General features: G+C 74.9%; 13 protein-coding genes. 4 read left to right on the top strand and 9 right to left on the bottom strand.

Translation table 11 applies throughout. The features are described 5' to 3' along the window. Window positions 1–19 precede the first annotated feature (19 nt). Genes FHN55_RS03750 through FHN55_RS03740 form a run of 3 tightly spaced genes read right to left on the bottom strand, consistent with a single transcriptional unit; the run spans window position 20 to window position 3,325 of the window. Window positions 20–1,393, bottom strand: a complete 1,374-nt coding sequence (locus FHN55_RS03750; protein ID WP_139710901.1) for a sugar ABC transporter substrate-binding protein — start codon at window positions 1,391–1,393, stop codon at window positions 20–22. 10 nt (window positions 1,394–1,403) lie between these two features. Continuing rightward, window positions 1,404–2,363 (bottom strand): carbohydrate ABC transporter permease, encoded by a 960-nt coding sequence (locus FHN55_RS03745; protein WP_139710900.1) that lies wholly within the window; start codon window positions 2,361–2,363, stop codon window positions 1,404–1,406. A 32-nt stretch (window positions 2,364–2,395) separates the two neighbouring features. Continuing rightward, window positions 2,396–3,325, bottom strand: a complete 930-nt coding sequence (locus FHN55_RS03740; protein WP_139710899.1) for a carbohydrate ABC transporter permease — start codon at window positions 3,323–3,325, stop codon at window positions 2,396–2,398. Between the two features lie 162 nt (window positions 3,326–3,487). On the opposite strand from FHN55_RS03740, the gene FHN55_RS03735 reads away from it, so the two are divergent. Further along, window positions 3,488–4,657: an ROK family transcriptional regulator gene (locus FHN55_RS03735; protein WP_257570668.1), complete on the top strand. Its 1,170-nt coding sequence runs from the start codon at window positions 3,488–3,490 to the stop codon at window positions 4,655–4,657. Next, window positions 4,654–6,336, top strand: coding sequence for a hypothetical protein (locus tag FHN55_RS03730; RefSeq protein WP_218974317.1), 1,683 nt, complete (start codon window positions 4,654–4,656; stop codon window positions 6,334–6,336). The genes FHN55_RS03735 and FHN55_RS03730 overlap by 4 nt, the downstream gene beginning before the upstream one ends. A 97-nt stretch (window positions 6,337–6,433) precedes the next feature. Here FHN55_RS03730 and FHN55_RS03725 read toward each other — a convergent pair whose 3' ends face one another. The 3 genes from FHN55_RS03725 to ald all read right to left on the bottom strand — a co-directional run bounded on the left by FHN55_RS03725 (window position 6,434) and on the right by ald (window position 10,974). Beyond that, window positions 6,434–7,942 (bottom strand): PP2C family protein-serine/threonine phosphatase, encoded by a 1,509-nt coding sequence (locus tag FHN55_RS03725; protein ID WP_139710898.1) that lies wholly within the window; start codon window positions 7,940–7,942, stop codon window positions 6,434–6,436. Between the two features lie 177 nt (window positions 7,943–8,119). Beyond that, on the bottom strand, window positions 8,120–9,706 hold the full coding sequence (locus FHN55_RS03720) for a methyl-accepting chemotaxis protein (protein WP_218974316.1): 1,587 nt from the start codon (window positions 9,704–9,706) through the stop codon (window positions 8,120–8,122). A 137-nt stretch (window positions 9,707–9,843) separates the two neighbouring features. Then, window positions 9,844–10,974: an alanine dehydrogenase gene (gene ald / locus FHN55_RS03715; RefSeq protein WP_139710896.1), complete on the bottom strand. Its 1,131-nt coding sequence runs from the start codon at window positions 10,972–10,974 to the stop codon at window positions 9,844–9,846. A gap of 114 nt (window positions 10,975–11,088) precedes the next feature. On the opposite strand from ald, the gene FHN55_RS03710 reads away from it, so the two are divergent. Further along, window positions 11,089–11,577, top strand: coding sequence for an Lrp/AsnC family transcriptional regulator (locus FHN55_RS03710; RefSeq protein ID WP_257570667.1), 489 nt, complete (start codon window positions 11,089–11,091; stop codon window positions 11,575–11,577). Window positions 11,578–11,589: 12 nt separating this feature from the next. Here FHN55_RS03710 and ppc read toward each other — a convergent pair whose 3' ends face one another. The 3 genes from ppc to FHN55_RS03695 are packed head-to-tail and all read right to left on the bottom strand — an operon-like array spanning window position 11,590 to window position 17,481. After that, entirely contained in the window at window positions 11,590–14,322 is a 2,733-nt protein-coding gene (gene ppc, locus FHN55_RS03705) for a phosphoenolpyruvate carboxylase (RefSeq protein WP_373995694.1), read from the bottom strand. A 52-nt stretch (window positions 14,323–14,374) separates the two neighbouring features. After that, window positions 14,375–15,238 carry an HDOD domain-containing protein gene (locus FHN55_RS03700; RefSeq protein WP_139710893.1) on the bottom strand — a complete coding sequence of 288 codons (864 nt, stop codon included), beginning with the start codon at window positions 15,236–15,238 and terminating at the stop codon, window positions 14,375–14,377. Further along, window positions 15,235–17,481, bottom strand: a complete 2,247-nt coding sequence (locus FHN55_RS03695) for a bifunctional diguanylate cyclase/phosphodiesterase (RefSeq protein ID WP_139710892.1) — start codon at window positions 17,479–17,481, stop codon at window positions 15,235–15,237. Before FHN55_RS03695 ends, FHN55_RS03700 begins: the two co-directional genes overlap by 4 nt. Before the next feature lie 246 nt (window positions 17,482–17,727). Between FHN55_RS03695 and FHN55_RS03690 the strand changes: the two genes are divergently transcribed. Then, a complete protein-coding gene (locus FHN55_RS03690) occupies window positions 17,728–18,645 on the top strand; it encodes a manganese catalase family protein (protein ID WP_139710891.1) in 918 nt (305 codons plus the stop codon). Window positions 18,646–18,656 lie beyond the last annotated feature (11 nt).

Here is an 18,656-nt window from a genome sequence, read left to right as displayed (position 1 = left end):
TGCGGCTGGTTGCGCGGGACTACTGGAAGACGGCCTCGACGCGGCCGTTGACCTCCGTGAGGGAGGAGGCCGGGGCCTGGCCACCGACCACCTGGTCCATCGCCGTCCCCATGATCGACTGGACCTCGGAGGCCTGGAGGATCTCCGGGTAGGGGAACGTCTCGCCGTCGGCGATGGGGTCGGTGAAGGCGGTGACGTCGAGGCCGGTCTCGGAGAGCGTCTCGACCGCGGCGGGCGTGGTCGAGGCGATGGCGGGGAAGACGATGCCGCCGCGGGCCACGACGTCCTGGCAGGCGGGGCTGGCCAGGTAGCGCACCCACTTCCACGCCGCGCCCTTGTTCTGGGACGTGGTGGAGATGGAGTCGCCCAGGGAGTTGGTCATCGTCCGGCGCCCCTCGGGTCCCACCGGGGTCTTGGCCACGGCGAGCTCGATGCCCTTGAGCTTGGAGTAGTTGGCGATGTTCCAGGAGCCGTTGGTGATGAGGGCGTACTTGCCGGCCTGCAGCTGCTGGTCGAGCGAGCCGCCCTGGGTGAGGGACAGCGGCGGCATGTAGCCCTTGTCGACGAGCCCGGTCCACCAGGCGATGGACTCCTGGAAGCGGGGGTCGTCGTAGTGGAAGGTCGTCCCCCACGCCTCGTCGACGGGCGACCAGCCCGTGGTCTGCGTGAACCACGACCACTGCGTCTGCCCGAACGCCTCGCCGGAGTTCTCCAGGCCCAGCCCGTAGGTGGCGATGCTGCCCCTGTCGAAGCCCGGCTCGTCGCCGCGCACGCCGTTGGTGTCCACGGTGAGGTGCGCGATGGCCTGCTCGAAGGTGCCGCCGTCAGTGGGGTTCCACGTGAGGGCGTTCATCTGCTCCGGGGTGAGCCCGGCGTCGGCGGCCATCTCGGCGTTGTAGAACATGCCGATGGTGTCGAAGTCCTTCGGCAGGCCGTAGCGCTTGCCGTCCGGGCCCACCCAGAGCTCGGCGCTTCCCGGCACGTACTGGCCCAGGTCGACGTCGGAGGAGGCGAGCCGCTCGTCGAGCGGCTCGATCAGCCCGCGGGCCGCGAACTCCCCGAAGCGGGAGGTGTGGTCGACGAAGACGTCCGGTGCGGAGCCGGCGACGAAGCCGGTGAAGAGCTTGTTCCAGTAGTCGTCCCACCCGAACTGCTCGATCTGCACCTCGACGTCGGGGTTCGCGGCCTGGAAGTCGGTGGCGCACTGCTGGTAGGCGGGCAGCTGGGAGGCGTCCCACATCCAGTAGGTGATGGTGCCGCTCTCACCGTCCCCGCCCTGGTCCACGCCGTAGGAGGCGCAGCCGGTGAGGGTCAGGGCGAGCGCGGCGGTGGCGGCGGCCAGTCCCCGGCGGAGGTGGCGCGGCCGGCGGCGGCTGGGTGCTGAGGTGCTCACGTCGGGTGCCTCACTTGATCCCGGAGAAGCCGATGGACTCGACGATGCGCCGGCTGAACACGGCGAAGAGGACGACGATGGGCAGCGCGGCCAGCAGGGTGGCGGCCATGAGGCCCGCCCAGTCCGGCGTCCCCTGCGGGGTCTGGGACCTGAAGATGCCCAGGCCCACGGTCAGCACGCGGACGCTGCGGTCGCTGGCCACGAGCAGCGGCCAGAAGTACTCGTTCCACGCCTGGATGTACTGCAGGATCGCCAGCGTGATGAGCGGCCCGGAGGCCATGGGCGCGATCACCCGGAAGAAGCGCCGCACGGTGCCCGCGCCGTCGAGCACCGCGGCCTCCTCCACCTCCCTCGGGATGCTGAGGAAGAACTGCCGCAGGAAGAAGACCGCGAACGGCGTCATGAAGAAGAACGGCAGGACGATCGCGGCGTAGGTGTTGAGCAGGCCCAGGTCGCGCATGAGGAGGAAGTTGGGCAGCTGCGTGAAGATCGGCGGCACCATGAGCGCGGTGAGGAAGACGAAGAACACCGCGTCGCGGCCGGGCCAGCGCAGGCGGGCGAAGGCGTAGGCGGCCATCGCGCCGAAGAACACCTGGCCGGCGGTGATGAGCGTGGCCACCAGCAGGGAGTTCAGCAGGTAGACCCAGAAGTCGATGGCGGCGCCAGAGCCGCCCTGGGCCTGGGCCTCGGCGGTGGTCGACAGGCCCAGCACGCGCTCGAAGGCGCCGAAGGTGAACCCCACCGGCAGCGGGGAGCTGGGGCTGGTGGCGAGCTCGGTGCCGTTGGACAGCGCGGTGCGCAGCATCCAGTAGAAGGGGAACAGGGTGACGAGCATGATCAGCGCGAGCGTCGCCCAGGCGACCACGCGGCCGATGCCGGCGCGGCGGTCCCGCGGGGCCTTCTGGACGGGTCGGGCGGTCTGCTCGAGGGGACCCGACGCGGCGGGCTCGACGGGGGCGGTGACGGACATCGGGAGGCTCCTCTGCCTTCAGCCGGTGGCGCTCAGGCCAGGTCGGACTCGTTGGCGCGCGTGAGGCGCAGCTGGACGAACGCGACCACGGCGAGGATCGCGAAGAGCACCACCGAGACCGCGGCGGCGTAGCCGAACTCCAGGCGCTGGAAGGCCAGGTCGAAGATGTAGTACTGGATCACCCGGCTCGCGTCGCCCGGGCCGCCGGAGGTGGTGACGGCCACGGTGTCGAAGACCTGGAACGAGCCGGTGACGGTGATGACCAGGACCAGCGCGAGCACGGGCCGCAGGAGCGGCAGGGTGATCGACCAGAACATGCGCCACTCGCTGGCGCCGTCCACCCGGCCCGCCTCGTACAGCCCCTCCGGGATGGTCATGAGGCCGGCGAAGACCAGCAGGGCCGTGTAGCCCATGTGCCGCCACACGTTGACGAGGGCGATGGTGGGGACCACCCAGCTCTGCTCGCCGAAGAAGGGGATCGCGTCCAGGCCCAGCCCCGTGATGGCGGAGTTCACGATGCCGATCTGGGCGTCGAGCATCCAGTAGAAGAGCAGCGCCACCACGACGTTCGAGATGAGGAACGGCAGCACGATGACGCTGCGCACGAACACCGAGCGGGTGACGCGCTGCAGCAGGACGGCGATGAGGACCGCCAGCACCGTCTGCACGGTGATGTTGATGGCGACGTACTGCACGGTGACCTTCATGGCGTTCCAGAAGGTCTCGTCCGAGGCCATCCGGGAGTAGTTGTCCAGGCCCACGAAGCGCGGCCGGGAGAAGAAGTCGTACTCGGTCAGCGAGAAGTACAGGCCGCGCAGCGTCGGCCAGAAGTAGAAGACGACGAAGCCCAGCAGCGCGGGGGCGATGAAGCCGAACGCCGCGAGGCCCTCCCGGGAGCGCCGCTGCGGAGGCGAGGAGGGCGCCCGGTCGGCGAGCGGGGGCGAGGCGGTGCCTGCGGTCACGATGCTCTCCACGGCGGTGTGGTGGTGCGGGACGGGGATCCACGGGGTGCGACTTGTTTCTACGGTGAAACCAAGTACCGCGTCAAGCCCCCCGATCGAACCTTTGTCAGGACAGCATGAACGGACTTTCCCTTCCGGAGAGCAACTGAGTAGCCTCGCGGCGTGACCAGCGCCACCGTGGGCCCCATGACGTCCGCCTGGGCCCCCCTGGAGGGCCCCGCCCACGACGTGGCCCTCGCGGTGCTGGTCGACGGCCCCCTGGCACGCAGCGAGATCGCCCGCCGCCTCGGCCTGTCCCCCGGCACGCTGACGCGCCTGTCCCGGCCCCTGCTCGACGCCGGGCTCCTGGTGGAGACCGAGGGCGCGCACGCCCCCTCGGGGCACCCCACGCGCCCCCTGGACGTGGACGAGGGCGCCCACCACTTCGTGGGCGTCAAGCTCACCGAGCACACCGCGCACGTCGCGGTGACCGGTCTGCGCGCGGGCGTGGTCGCCTCCGACGAGACCCTCCTGCTGTCCACCGACCCCGCCGAGGTGGTGGAGACGGTCGCGCGGCTGGTCCGGAGCGCGGTCGGCGCGGCCGGCGTCGCCGCCACGGTGCGCGCCGTGGGCATCAGCGTGGGCGGGCAGGTGGCGCAGGGCGGCCTGGTGGTGGACGCCCAGTTCCTGCGCTGGCACGAGGTCGCGCTGGGCCCGCGGCTGGCCGAGGCCCTCGGGCTGCCGGTCGTCGTCGACAACGACCTGCTGTCCCTCTCGCGCGCGGAGCAGTGGTTCGGCGCGGCCCGCGGGTGCGACCACTTCGCCGTCATCACCGTGGGCGAGGGCGTCGGCTACGCCTACGCCGTGCACGGCCAGGTGGTCGACGCCCCCGACGCCGGCCTGGGCACCGTGGGCCACCTCCCGCTCGACCCGAACGGACCCCTGTGCCGGCTCGGCCACGCCGGCTGCGCCGACGCGATGCTCTCGACGGCGGGCATCACCACGCGCGCCTCCATCGCCCACGGGCGCCAGCTCCACCGCGACGAGGTCTACGACCTCGCCGAGTCCGGAGACCCGGTGGCGCGGCGCGTCGTCGACGACTCCGCCCGCGCGCTCGGGCGGATGGTCGCGCTGGTGGGGAACCTCGTGATGCCGGAGAAGGTCATCATCTCCGGGGAGGGCGTGCGGCTGGCCGAGGTCGGTGCGCAGCCGCTGGCCGAGGCGGTGGCGGCGGGCCGGAGCCCGCGGGCGGCGCCGCTGCCCGTGGAGGTGCAGGTCACGGGCTTCACCGAGTGGGCCCGGGGCGCCGCGGTGACCGCCATCCGCACCTTCGTCCTCGGTGAGGGCCGGTGAGCACGACGACGAGCGGTGCCGGCAGCGCGGCGGTGGCCGCACCCGACCTCGTGCGCGCCCAGGTCGGGGGGCGCGACCGGTTCGCGCCGCCGGAGGCCGTCGGCGTGCGCGTCGACCTGGCGGAGGACGGCGCGGGGCTGCGCGTCGACGTCACGGCCGAGCGCGTCAGCCGCGTGGCGCTGCGCTGGCGGCGACCGCTCCCGCAGGGCGTGCGGGTGCTGGGCGACGCGTGGGAGCGCTCCTACGGCGACCTCGCCTGGCAGGGGCTCGTCCCGGAGCGGCCGCTGCCGTGGACGGTGCTCCTGCACGACCCGCGCACCGGACGGACCGAGGGGCACGGCGTGCGGGTGCGGGGCGCGGCGATGGCGTTCTGGACCGCCGACCCCGACGGCCTCACCCTGTGGCTGGACCTGCGCAGCGGAGGTGCCCCCGTCGAGCTGCGCGGCAGGACGACGACGGCCGCGGTGGTCGTCGCGGCCGCGGCCGAGGGCGGTCCCGGCAGCGCCTTCGCCGCCCAGCGGGCGCTGGCGCACCTGCAGTGCCCCGACCCGCTGCTGCCGCCGGCGCCGCTGGCGGGCGCCAACAACTGGTACTACGCCTACGGGCGGGGCTTCGGGCTGGACGCCGTGGTGCGCGACGCCCGCGCCGTCTCCGACCTGGCCGGGGACCACCCGGTGCGGCCGTGGGGCGTCATCGACGACGGCTGGTCGGTCGACGGGGTCGCGGACGGGCGGGACGCCTCCGGCGGGCCGTGGGACGCCGGGCGCCCGCAGACGTTCCCCGACCTGGCCGAGGCGGCGGCCGCGATCCGCGCCCAGGGAGCACGGCCGGGCATCTGGTACCGCCCGCTGCTGCGGCGCGAGCGCCCCTCCGGCGCGCTGGGCGGCGCCCTGGCCCGGGCGTCGGCCGCCGGCGGGACGCCCGGGCGGCGCCAGGACGGCTGGGCCCTCGACCCCAGCCACCCGGGAGCGCTCGACCTCGTCCGCGAGGACGTCGCCCGGATCCGGGGCTGGGGCTTCGAGCTGCTCAAGCACGACTTCTCCACGTACGACCTGCTCGGCCGGTGGGGTCCCGCGATGGGCGCCTCCCCCGCCGCGGACGGGCCGCCGCTCGCCGACCCGTCGACGACGACGGCGGAGGCGCTGGTCGGCTTCTACCGCGCGGTGCGCGAGGCCGCGGGCGACGTCGTCGTCCTGGGGTGCAACACGGTCGGGCACCTGGCCGCGGGGCTCGAGCACGCCCAGCGCACCGGGGACGACACCTCCGGGCTCACCTGGTCGCGCACGCGGCGCACCGGCGTCAACGCCCTCGCCTTCCGGCTCGCGCAGCACGGGGCGCTGTTCGCCGCGGACGCCGACTGCGTGCCCTCCACGCCCGGCACCCCGTGGGCGAAGAACCGGCAGCTGCTCGACCTCGTGGCGCGGTCGGGCACCGCGCTCTTCGTCTCGGTGGACCCGGCCACCCGCACCGAGACGGTCGACGCCGACCTGGCCGCGGCGCTGCGGCTGGCCCTGGACGGCGGGGCGCCCGGCGGGGTGGAGCCGCTCGACTGGCTGGACACCACCACGCCGCAGCGCTGGCGCAGTGGGTGGGTGGACCGCGGCGAGGAGCTGCACCTGGCCTGGGGCGAGGAGCTCGGGTCCGACCCCTTCGAGCACACCGAGCCGCCACCGCCGTGACCGCGGCGGCAGACCGGGTCGGCCGCGGGCGACCTGCCGCGCCACCCGGACCGACGTGCCGGTGGCCGTGCCGTCGCCGTGCGAGCCGCTGCTCGGCTCAGGAGGCGGGCCGCGCGAGGACGAGGAGCGTGAGGTCGTCGACAGGACCGCCGGCCACGTGGTCGGTGACGGCGGCCGTCACGGCGGCGACGGTGCGCTGCGCGGCGTCCGGGGCCAGGCGCTCCTGCTCGGTCAGGCCGGCCAGCCGGTCGAGCAGGCCCTGCTCGTCGAGCTGGCGCCCGCCGGGGTCGGTCGCCTCGGTGACGCCGTCGGTGTACAGCACCAGCTGGTCTCCTGGCGCCAGCTCCACCTCGACCTCGCTCACCTCGACCTCGGCGAACGGGCCGAGCAGGGTGCCCGGCCGTCCGACCAGGCGCGGGACGCCGTGCGCGGGCAGGAGCACCGGCTGGGGGTGTCCCGCCAGGGCGAGGGTCACCACCGCCCCGGGCCGGCTCCCCCGCCCGCCCGGGGCCTCGACCGACAGCGCCACGGCGGCCACGGTGGCGAACCTGTCGTCGAGGGCCTCGTGCACGGCTCCTCCCGCAGCGGCGAGCAGTGCCGCGGGCTCGCTGTGGGTGGTGGCCGCTCCGCGCAGCGCCCAGCGGAGCGCGCCGGTGCTGGCGGCGGCCCGGGGCCCGCGGCCGGAGACGTCACCGATGACGACGTACCAGGAGCCGCCCGCGCCCGCGGGACCGGCGAAGACGTCGAAGAAGTCACCGCTGACCGCGCCCCGGTGACCGTCCGGGCTGGTCGCCGGCTGGTAGCCGGTGGCGATGCGCCACCCGGGGAGCTCGGGGAGGGTGGCCGGCACCAGGCTGGCCTGCACCGCGCGGGCGGTCTGGTCGAGCTCGTCGGCGAGGGCGGCGCGGGCCCGCCGCACCACGGCGTACGGGGTCGTGTCGCGCTGCACCGCCACGTAGTGGACGGGGGCGCCGTCGGCCCCCAGGACGGGAGACAGCGAGAGCTCGTTGACGAAGAGCTGGCCGTCCGCGCGGCGGTTGACCAGCACCACCTCGCCGGCCCCGCCCTCGGCGAGCAGGTCCCGGATGCGCTGGACGGCGGCGGCCACCTCCGCGGAGGACGTGCCGAGCGCCTCCAGCTCGGCGTCGGCCGAGGGGTCGAGCAGGCCGTCGTGCAGGAAGCGGCAGTTGCGCCCGAGCACGTCCTCCTCGGAGAACCCGGTGGTGCGGGTGAAGGCCGGGTTGACGTAGACGATGGGCGAGTCGGGGGCGCGCACGTCGGCCACGCAGACGGCCTGGTCGACGGCGTCGAGGACCGACCAGGCCGCCGCGGGTGCTCGGCCCGGCACCTCGCCCCTCCGGGAGGTCCTCTGCGGGCTCCCGGGAGAGCTGCGGTGCGCCAGCGGGGTCGAGTCGGTGAGGTCGCGCAGCTGGGACAGCGCGGCGAGGGGCAGGCGCACCAGCTCGCGGCGCACCCCGTCGGGCAAGCCGGAGAACGGCGGCACGGCAGGGCCGCCGTCCACCCGCTCCAGCACGGCGGCGACGGCTGCGGGGCTCACCGACCAGCGCTGGGCCCAGGCGAGCAGTCCTGGGCGGTCGGTCGGCACCGGGCCAGGCTAGTCGGGGCGCTGACCAGCGGCGCTGCGGAGGTTGAGGGAGACGGCACCGGCAGACGCCCCCCGCAGGCGCCACCGGCGATCGGTGCCGGACGACCACCACGGGGCCCCGGCCGCGGTCAGCGGCCGGGGCCCGGTGGTGGCGCAGGGCGGGTCAGCGGACGGTCCTCAGACGGTGAAGCGCCCGGTCAGCTCCTGCAGCGCGCCGGCCGAGGTGGCCAGGGCGCTGGCGGTGGCGGCGGTGTGGCCGGCGCCCTCGCGGTTCTGGTCGGTGCCGCGGGCGATGTCGGAGACGTTCGCCGAGATCTGCGCGGAGCCGGTGGAGATCTCAGTGACGTTGCGGACCATCTCCGACGTCGTCGCGGACTGCTCCTCGACGGCGGCGGCGATGGTCGCCTGCACCTCGTCGATGCGACCGATGATGTCGCTGATGTGGGTGACCGCCGAGGCGGCCGAGGCGGTGTCGGCCTGGGTGGCGTTGACCTTGCCGATGATCTCCTCGGTGGCCTGCGCGGTCTGGCGGGCCAGCTCCTTGACCTCGCCGGCGACGACGGCGAAGCCCTTGCCGAGCTCACCCGCGCGGGCGGCCTCGATGGTGGCGTTCAGCGCGAGGAGGTTGGTCTGCTCGGCGATGGACGTGATGAGCTTGACGACGTCGCCGATCTCGCGGGAGGAGACCCCGAGGCGCTCGATGGCGCCACCCGCGGAGCCCGCGGCGGTCACGGCGGAGGCGGCCATGGCGGAGGCGTCGGTGGTGGCCGAGGCGATCTGGGCGATGGCGGCGGTCATCTCCTCGCCAGCCGCGGCGACGGTGGAGATGGAGGCGGTGACCTGCTCGGAGGCGGCGGAGACCACCTGGGTCTGGGCGGCGGCCTGCTCGGCACCGGAGGAGATCTGGGCCGCGACGCTGGACAGGGACGTCGAGGCGGAGGCCAGGGAGCGGGCCTCGGCGGCGATGTCGCGCATGGCGGTGCCCAGGGTGGCCACGGTCGTGTCGACGGCGGCGGCGAGCTGGCCGAGCTCGTCCTTGGTGGTCAGCTCCACGCGGCGGTCCAGGCGGCCCGCGGCGACGTCGGTCATGACGGTGACGACCTTGGACAGCGGTCGCGTCACCGAGCGCGCCACGACCACGGCCATCGCCGCGGCCAGCAGCAGCGCGGCGAGGGCGCACGTGGACACCACGAGCACCGAGGACCGGTAGGCGCTGCGACCGTCGACGGCCATCTGGGCGGCCGTGCTGACCTCGGTCTCGGTGATGGCGTCGACGGCGGCGAAGGCGGCCTTCGCGGGAGGGGTGGCCTCCTGCTCGCGCACGGCGATGAACCCCTCCGTGTCGCCGGCCTCGGCGAGCGGCACCAGCTTGGCCGTGGCGGCCCGGTACTGGACCAGCGCGGAGGTGAAGGCCTCCTGCTGCTCGCGAGTCGAGGACGGCCCGCTCTCCAGGTAGGCCTTCCAGGCCGTGTCGAGGGCGGCGTCGTCGCTCTGCAGCGCGGCCGTGGCCTTCGCCAGGGCGTCGGGGGTCTTGGCCAGGGCGAGGTTCGCGACGTCGAAGCGGACCAGGAGCAGGGCGGTGGCCGACCGGTCCGCCGTGTCGACGGAGACCAGGCCGGAGGTGGCCAGCTCATCGAGGTTCTGCTGCGCCTGCGACAGACGCGTCAGCGCCAGGCCGCTGATCACCGCCAGCAGGAGGCAGACGGCGCCGAACCCGGCGAAGAGCTTGTGCGCGATGCGCAGGTCGGCGAAGCGGTGGATCACGGGTGTCTCCCGGTGGTGCGGTGGTGCCGCAGCTGGTGCGCTCCGCTGCACACTGTCCATCGGTCGGCAGACACCCCTCCTTGAGCGGGTGCGGCTGCCCGCGCCCCGCGCGGGGGCGCAGGCGGCCGCACGCCGTCTCAGCCGAGCAGCGCGGCCGCGTCGCCGAGCGGGAGGCCGTGGGCGGCGGCCACCGGGGCGCTCACCAGCTGGCCGTCCAGCGTGGTCAGGCCCTTGGCCAGGGCGGGCGAGGCCTGGGCGGCGCCGCGCACGCCGCGGTCCGCCACGGTGACGAGGTGCGGCAGCGTGGCCGAGGTCAGCGCGAGGGTGGAGGTGCGCGCGACGGCGCCGGGGATGTTGGCCACGCAGTAGTGCACGACGCCCTCCTCCACGTACGTCGGATCGGCGTGCGTGGTGGGGCGGCTGGTCTCGAAGCAGCCGCCCTGGTCGATGGCGATGTCGACGGCGACGCTGCCCGGGCGCATGGAGGCGATCATCTCGCGGCTCACGATCTTGGGGGCCCTGGCGCCCGGCACGAGCACGGCGCCGATGAGCACGTCGGACTCGGCCACGTACTGGGCCAGCCGCGTGCGGTTGGGCGTCACGAGGTCGAGGCGGCCCTCGAAGACGTCGGACAGGTACGCCAGGCGGGACGGGTTGGTGTCGAAGACCCGCACGATGGCGCGCATCCCCACGGCGATCTTGGCGGCCTCGGTGCCGGAGACGCCCCCTCCGATGATGGTGACCTTGGCCGCGGGCGTGCCGGGGACGCCCCCCAGCAGCACCCCCGACCCGCCCGCGGGGCTCTCGAGGTGGTGCGCCGCGGCCTGCACGGCCATGCGGCCGGCGACCTCGCTCATGGGGGTGAGCAGCGGGAGGCGGCCGTCGGGGGTCTGGACCGTCTCGTAGGCGATGGAGTCGATGCGGCGGGCCAGGAGGAAGTCGGTGAGGTCCCGGTCCGCAGCGAGGTGCAGGTAGGTGAACAGCTGCTGGCCCTCGCGGAAGCGGTGGTGCTCGGAGGCGACGGGCTCCTTGACCTTGACGATGAGGTCGGCCGCGGCGAAGACGGCGTCGGCGCCGTCCAGCACCTCGGCGCCCGCGGCCGCGAACTCGGCGTCGGTGAAGCGGGAGCCGGCTCCGGCCCCGGCCTGCACCAGCACGCGGTGGCCGTGGTGGACCAGCTCGGCGGCGCCGTCGGGCTGGAGCGCGACCCGGTTCTCGTTGTCCTTGACCTCGGTGGGGACCCCGACGACGAGCGGTGCAGACGACACGCCAGACCTCCTGCTCCAGGCGCCGACCCGTTCGGCGCGCTGCCGGGCCCCAACGTCGCAGGATCCTCGGACCGGCACCAGGGATCCTCACGGATGTTCGAGGATGATGCACCTGTGCCGAACGACCTTCGCCCGAGACCACCCCTGACCGACGTCGACAGGACGATCGTCGAGGCGCTGCGCCGCGACGCCCGCACGCCCGGCGCGGAGCTGGCCCGGCGCGCGGGGGTGGCGCCCTCGACGGCGTCGGTGCGGCTGCGCGAGCTGGAGCGCCGCGGTGTCGTCACGGGCTACCACGCCGCGGTGGACCTGGAGGCCGTCGGCGCCTCGCTGCAGGCCATGGTCGCCGTGCGGCTGCACGGCGGCGCCCGCGGCAGGCTGCGCGAGTTCACCGAGCACGTCCGCGCCCTGCCGGGCGTGCTGAGCGTCTTCTTCCTCGGCGGCGAGGAGGACTTCCTCCTGCACGTGGCCACCGCCGACTCCGCCGCGCTGCGCGACCTCGTGGCGGACGGGCTGTCCACGCGGGCGGAGGTGTCCTCCACCCGCACCAGCATCATCTTCGAGCACACCCGCGGCACCGGGTCGGCGGTGCCGCGGGTGTGACTCGGGTCAGGCTCAGCCGGTGTTGCGCATCCCGGCGGCGATGCCGTTGATGGTGAGCAGCAGGGCGCGCTGCAGGCTCGGGTCGGTCTCGCCGCGGCGGTAGCGGCCCAGCAGCTCGGTCTGCAGGTGGTGCAGCGGCTCCAGGTAGTTCTCGCGCACCTCGAGGGTGGTGCGCAGGGCCGGCTCCCGGTCGAGCAGGGCGGTGTCGCCGGTGACGGCGAGCACCTGCTGCACGGTCAGCTCGAACTCCTCCCGCACCACGTCGAGCAGTCCGCGCAGCGGCTCGGGCGCCAGCGCGACGTAGGCGGCGGCGATGTCGAGGTCCGCCTTGACCAGCGTCATGGAGACGTTGCCGAGGAAGGTGCGGAAGAAGCGCCACTCCTCGTACATCTCGCGCAGCACCTCGCGGGCGGAGGGGTCGGCGTCCAGGACGGTCTTGAGGCCCGTCCCCACGCCGAACCAGCCCGGGACGATCTGGCGCGACTGCGTCCAGCCGAACACCCACGGGATCGCCCGCAGGTCCTCGATGCCGCCGCCACCGGGCCGCTTGGAGGGGCGCGAACCGACGTTCAGGGCGCCGAGCAGGTCCACGGGGGTGGCGGTGAGGAAGTACTCCGTGAGGCCGTCCGCCTCGACCAGCGCGCGGTACCTGTCGTGCGCGGCGGCGGCGAAGCTGTCGACCAGGGCGTCCCACCGCTGGCCCTGCTCGGGGGTCCGCCGGTCGGTGCGGTGCAGCACGCTCGCCTCGATGGTGGCGGCCAGCGTCAGCTCGAGGTTCTGGCGCGCCAGCTGCGGCAGGGCGTACTTGTCGCTGATCACCTCGCCCTGCTCGGTGATCTTCACCTCGCCGTCGACGGTGCCCGAGGGCAGCGCCATGATCGCGTCGTAGGTAGGGCCGCCGCCGCGGCCCACGGAGCCGCCCCGGCCGTGGAAGAAGCGCAGCTTGACCCCGAAGCGGCGGGCCACGTCGCGGGCCCGGCGCTGGGCGAGCTGGATCTGCCACTGCGACGCGGCGATGCCGCCGGCCTTGTTGGAGTCCGAGTAGCCGAGCATGAGCTCCTGCACGTCACCGCGCAGGCGCACCAGCTCGCGGTAGGACGGGTCGCTGAGCAGCGACGTGAGGATCCGCTCGGTCTGCTCCAGCTCGACGACGGTCTCGAGCAGGGGGACGAAGTCGAGCCGGGCCACGCCCGCGGTGAGGTCGACCAGGCCGGCCTCGCGGGCCAGGACGACGGCGGCGAAGACGTCGTCGGCGTCGTGCGTCATCGAGATGATGTAGCTCTCGACCACGCGGCGGCCCAGGGAGTCCTGGGCCCACCGGATCGCGTCGAACGCCCCGGCGGTGGTGGCCGTCTCGCCCTCCAGCGGCAGCGGCGGGAGGGCGAGCGGGCGCGGCGAGGCGAGCTCCCGGGACAGCACCTCCAGCCGCTCCGGCTGCGACAGCTCCGCGTAGGGGCGGGTGAGCTCGGCCTCGCGGCCCACCAGCCGGTCGAGCAGGGCGCCGACGGCGGCGTGGTGCTTGGCCGAGTGCTCGCGGACGTCGAGCGTGGCGAGCACCAGCCCGGTGGCCGCCACGGTGCGCACGAGCCGCTCGGTCTCGCCGGACGCGACCAGCTCGCCCTGGTGGGCCTTGACCGACCCGTGCAGCAGGAGCAGGTCGGACAGGAGCTCGGCGTCGTCGGCGTAGTCACGGCCCGGCACGTGCGGGGTCCCGGCGACGAGGCGCTGCTCGGTGAGCGCCAGCCGCACGTCGATGCAGGTGAGGAACAGGCGGTACGGCTCCTGGACGTTGAGCCGTCGGTAGCGGGGCTCCACCTCCGGCAGCGAGGCGATGAGCTCCTCGGTGCGCGCGGCCAGCTCCGGCGAGACCGGGCTGACGGCCTCGCTGACCGACAGGTCCCGGCGCAGCCCGTCGACGGCGGCGCGCAGGGTGTGGATGCCGTGGCGCGCCTGCAGGACCAGCACCTCGCGCGTGACCTGGGGCGTGACGAAGGGGTTGCCGTCCCGGTCGCCGCCCACCCACGAGCCGAAGCGCAGCGGGCTGGTGGACGGCGGCAGGGCCACGCCGTGCTCGGCGAGCCGGTCGCGCAGCTCCTCGAGCACGTCCGGCAGCGCGGCGCGGGAGAGGCCCTCCAGGTAGTAGATGACGTTGCGGGCCTCGTCGATGGGCTGCGGCGGCTCCACGCGCAGCTCGTCGGTGAGCCACAGCAGCTCCACCGCCTCGGCCAGGCGGCGGGTGCGGCGGGGGCCGTCGGGCTCCTCCAGCAGCGACGCCACCCGGCGCAGCTTGTCGATGGTCGAGCGGCGCGCCACCTCGGTGGGGTGCGCCGTGAACACCGGGCGCACCGCCACCTCCTCCATGATCGCGCCCAGCTCGGCAGCGCCCACCCCCGCGTCGGCGACGCGGGAGAGCGCCTGCCTCAACCACCCGCCCTCCGCGTCCTGCTCCTGGCGCAGCGCCCGGCCGCGGTGCACCTGCTCTGTGGTGTTGGCGAGGTGGAAGTAGGCCGTGAAGGCCCGCACCAGCCGCGTCACCGTCTCCAGGTCGAAGCCCGGCAGGTCGGTGAGCGTGTGCTCCTTGGCGTGGGCGCGCACCCGCTCGACCAGCTCCAGCAGCTCCGGGCCCTCGTGGCGGGCCAGGGTCTCGCCGAGCATGGTGGTGACGAGGCGGATGTCGCGGCGCAGCGCGTCGAGCGCGGGCCCGGGGGTCGAGTCGGCGTCCGGCCTGGTGGTCATGGGGCCCATCGTGGCCGCTGCCCGCCGCGCGCGGGGCCCCGGGGGTCTCGATCGCCGGTGGTCAGGACGCCGGTGCGCTGCGGGTCAGGCGCGCGGCGACCGCGTCCAGCCGGGCCTCGTCCACCGCGCCGGCGGAGAGCAGGGGGGCCGCCTGCTGGTCGGCGCCGGGTGACGCCGACCGCTCCACGGCCTCCAGGGCCGTGGCCAGGCAGCGCGACCAGGGCGTCGAGCGCGCCCCCGAGGCCGCCGGCGCGTCCACCAGGTGCAGCGCCTCGGGCATCTCGCGGGGGAAGCGCCAGGCGGACAGCGCCGCGGCGGAGACCTGCGTGTGGGCCACGCCGAACGCGGCCCGCTCGGCGGACAGCAGCCCGCGGCGCCCGCCGCGCCGCACGTCGTCGTCGTCGAGCAGCGCCCGGTAGCCGGCCGGGTCGTGGTGGGCGAGCACCGCCCGCCCCAGGCCCGCGAGGAGCCCCAGGCAGAACGCGTCGGGACCCGGGACGCCGAACAGCGGCGCCAGCTCGCTGCTCGCGACCGCGGCCGCCTCCGACCGGGCCCAGGCGTCCTCGGGGAGCAGCCCGCCGGTGTCGGCCCCGGCAGCGGCCGTGGCGGCCATCGCGCGCACGGCGGCGAACCCGACCACCGTCACGGCGAAGGGGACGGTGCGGACCCGCCCGCTGAGCCCGTAGAAGGTGCTGTTGGCCAGGCGCGTCACGCGGGCGGTCAGCGCGACGTCCCCGACCAGCACCGCGGCGAGCTCGGCGGAGCCGACGGAGCTGTCGCCGGTCATCGTCACCAGGCGCGCCGCCACGGGCCGGCGGGAGGCCAGCTCGTCGACGACGCCCACCAGCGCCTCCAGCGCCGCCTCGGCGCGCTCGAGCGCCTCCCCGGGGTCCGTCGCCCCAGCCGCCGGCGCGGCGGACGTCACGGCGCGCCCCCGGTGGGGCGCAGGGGGCGCACGTCGCGGCGCCACGCGACCAGGTCGGCGGGGGCCATGGCGCGCCCGTACAGCCAGCCCTGCACGAGCTCGGCTCCCAGGGCGCGCAGCGCCTCGGCCTGCTCGGCGTGCTCGACGCCCTCGGCCACGGCCACCAGCCCCAGGCTGCGGGCCAGGCCGATCACCGCGGAGGCCACCTCCGGGTGCCCCCGGCGCAGCTCCTCCACGAACGACCGGTCCACCTTGAGGTAGTCGACCGGCAGCTGGCGCAGGTACGCCAGCGAGGAGTAGCCGGTGCCGAAGTCGTCGAGGGCCACCGACACGCCCATCGCCCGCAGCCGCAGCAGGCGGTCGCGGCTGGCGTCCCGGTCGTGCACGAGCGCCGTCTCGGTGACCTCCAGGCACAGCTGCGACGCCGCCAGACCGGTGCGCGCGAGCACCCGGGCGACCTCGTCGACGACCCCGCGGGAGGACAGCTGGATGGCGGAGAGGTTGACGTTCACCTTCTGCGGGGCGGCCGGGCCCAGCTCCTCGCGCCAGCGCACCATCTGGCCGCAGGCCTCCTCCAGCACGAACAGGCCCAGCTCGTCGACGAGGCCGTTGGCCTCGGCGGTGCGGACCAGCTGCTCGGGCGGGACCGGGCCGCGCAGGGGGTGGTCCCAGCGGACCAGCGCCTCCACGGCCGGCAGGGCCGTGGCGTCGCCCAGGTGGACCACCGGCTGGTAGGCCACCCGCAGCGAGCGGTCCCGCAGCGCCCGCTGCAGGTCGATCGTCAGGGCCAGCGCGTCGTGGGCCTCGTCGCGGGCCGCGGCGTCGCAGAGCGCGACGCGGTTGCGTCCCGCGGCCTTGGCCCGGTACATGGCGATGTCGCAGTCCTGCAGCAGCTGCTCGGCGCTGAGGTGGGGCCCCGTCGCGCGCGCCACGCCGATGCTGGCGGAGACCGTGGAGGGCAGCCCGTCCACCGCCAGGGCCTCGCCGAGGCGGGCCAGGAGCCCCTCCGCCAGCGCGAGGGCGGCGGCGTCGTCGGTGGTGGCCTCGAGCAGCACCACGAACTCGTCGCCGCCCCAGCGGGCCACGAGGTCGTCGGGGCGGACGGCGGCGCGCAGCCGCTGGGCCACCGCCACCAGCAGCCGGTCACCGCTCTCGTGGCCCAGGCTGTCGTTGACCACCTTGAAGTTGTCGAGGTCGAGGAACAGGCAGGTCATCGGCGAGGAGTCGGCGTCCGCGCCGTCGGCGGCGCGCAGGCGCGCCGCGACCTCCTCCTCCAGGGCGGTGCGGTTGGGCAGTCCCGTCAGCGCGTCGTGGCGGGCCTGGTGGGCCAGCTCCATCTCGAAGGCGCGGCGGTCGGTGAAGTCCTCGACGGTGCCCACGAACCCCGCGCCGTGCCCGGGGCTGGCGGCGGGAGCGAGGCGGACGAGCACCCAGCGCTCCTGGCCGTCGGCGCGGACCAGCCGGACCTCGGCCTGGGCCGGCTCACCGCCCAGCGCCCGCTCCGCGCAGGCCAGCACGTCGGGCAGGTCGTCGCCGCGCACGCACGCGGTCCACGCCAGGCCCAGCAGCTCCTCGTGCGGGAGGCCGAGGAGCTCGCAGAAGGCGTCGTTGACGTGGGCCAGGCGCAGCCCGGCCTCGGAGATGATGGTCGGCACCGGGCTGTGGCGGACGAGCGTCTCGAAGCGGCGCTCCTGCGCGCTGGCCTGCTCCTGCGCGAGGCGCTCGGTCGGCGTGCCCGAGCGCACCAGCACGAGCGCCCACAGCCCTGTGGTGGGCGAGGGCGTGCTGGTGAGCTCCACCTCGGCGGCGTCCCCCGCTGCGGTGCGCACGGCCACCGGGACGCGGGCCGGCCGGGTGGGGCGCAGGACCTCGGGGCGGAGCTCGCCGTCCGCCGGCCGGACGAGGATGCTGCCGACCTCTCGTCCGACCAGCTCACCGGCGTCGGTGCGGAGCAGGTCACCGGCCGCGGGGTTGGCCCACAGCACCACGGCCCGCTCGAGGCCGGTGCTGCCGTCAGGGCGGGCCACGACGAGCGTGGCGCCGTTCGAGGCGAGGCCGGCGTCCAGCAGCGCCCTTTGGACGCGGGGGTCCGTGGGCAGCGTGGCCGTCCCGGGCGCCGCCGCGCTGTGCGGCGTCGCGAGCGGCAGGGCCTCGGTGCGGGGCCGCGGCGGCGCTGCGGACGGGTCCGTCGCCCCCGGGGCGGGCTCGGCGAGGAGGCTGTGCCGCTGCTCGCTGCCGCGCATCGCCGTCCCCCCGGTGCGGCGCCGCGGACGCGGCGCTCACCCCTCCATCGGCGCAGGCTGCTGGATCTTGACCACCTCGTCCCGGGCCGCCCGCGGCGGCCCTGCCCGACGTGCGCGCGCCGCGCCGCCCCCCTAGCGTCGGAAGAGGTCGACACCACGGCCTCCGCGGTCCGCCGCAGCCCGCCCCGCCGGGTCACGCACGCCGACGCCGCCTGCTGCGAGGACCTCCCGTTCCCAGGGGGACCCGTGTTCCGCTACGCCCACCAGCTGCAGTTCTCCGCGAAGCCGGAGAAGCCCGACGCGCTGTACGCGATGAAGATGCAGGAGCTCATCGGCGGTCAGTTCGGCGAGATGACCGTGATGATGCAGTACCTCTTCCAGGGCTTCAACTGCCGCATGCCCGGCAAGTACAAGGACATGATCATGGACATCGGGACCGAGGAGATCGGTCACGTGGAGATGCTGTCCACCATGGTCGCCCGCCTCCTCGAGGGCGCCCCGGCCGAGGTGACGGAGAAGGCGGTGGCCACCAACCCGGTGCTCGCCGCGGTGATCGGCGGGCAGAACCCGCACCACGCCATCGTGGCCGGAGGCGGGGCGATGCCCACCAACAGCCAGGGCGTGCCGTGGCAGGCCGGCTACATCGTCGCCTCGGGGAACCTCCTGGCCGACTTCCGCTCCAACGTGGCCGCCGAGGCCCAGAGCCGGCTGCAGACCTCCCGCCTGTACGGCATGACCGACGACCCGGGCGTCAAGTCGATGCTGCAGTTCAACCTGGCCCGCGACACCTTCCACCAGCAGCAGTGGCTGCTCGGCATCCAGCAGCTGGTCGACGACGGCCTGGCCGACGTCCTCGAGGACTCCCACGGCAGCGAGGAGGACCAGCAGCAGAACCACACGTTCTGGTCGTTCTCCCTCGACGAGAGCAAGTCCGGCGAGGGGCGCTGGGCGTCCGGTCCGGCCCTGGTGGGCGACGAGCCGATCCAGTACCTCGCCGAGCCGCCGTTCCTCACCGACGACGACGCGCTGCTGCCCCCGCCGGACCCCAAGCTGTTCTCCACCTACGACGGCGACCAGGGCCCCGGCACGCCCGGCGACGCGGCCGGCGCCCGGGTGCAGGGCACCAAGAACGTGACCACCAAGATCAAGGACGCGCTGACCTGAGGGCCGGGGCG

Source organism: Streptomyces sp. NP160 (genome assembly GCF_006335115.1).
GTDB lineage: Bacteria > Actinomycetota > Actinomycetes > Actinomycetales > Quadrisphaeraceae > Quadrisphaera.
The sequence above is the reverse complement of the archived record's forward strand: the minus strand, read 5'-3'. Positions and strand labels throughout refer to the sequence as shown.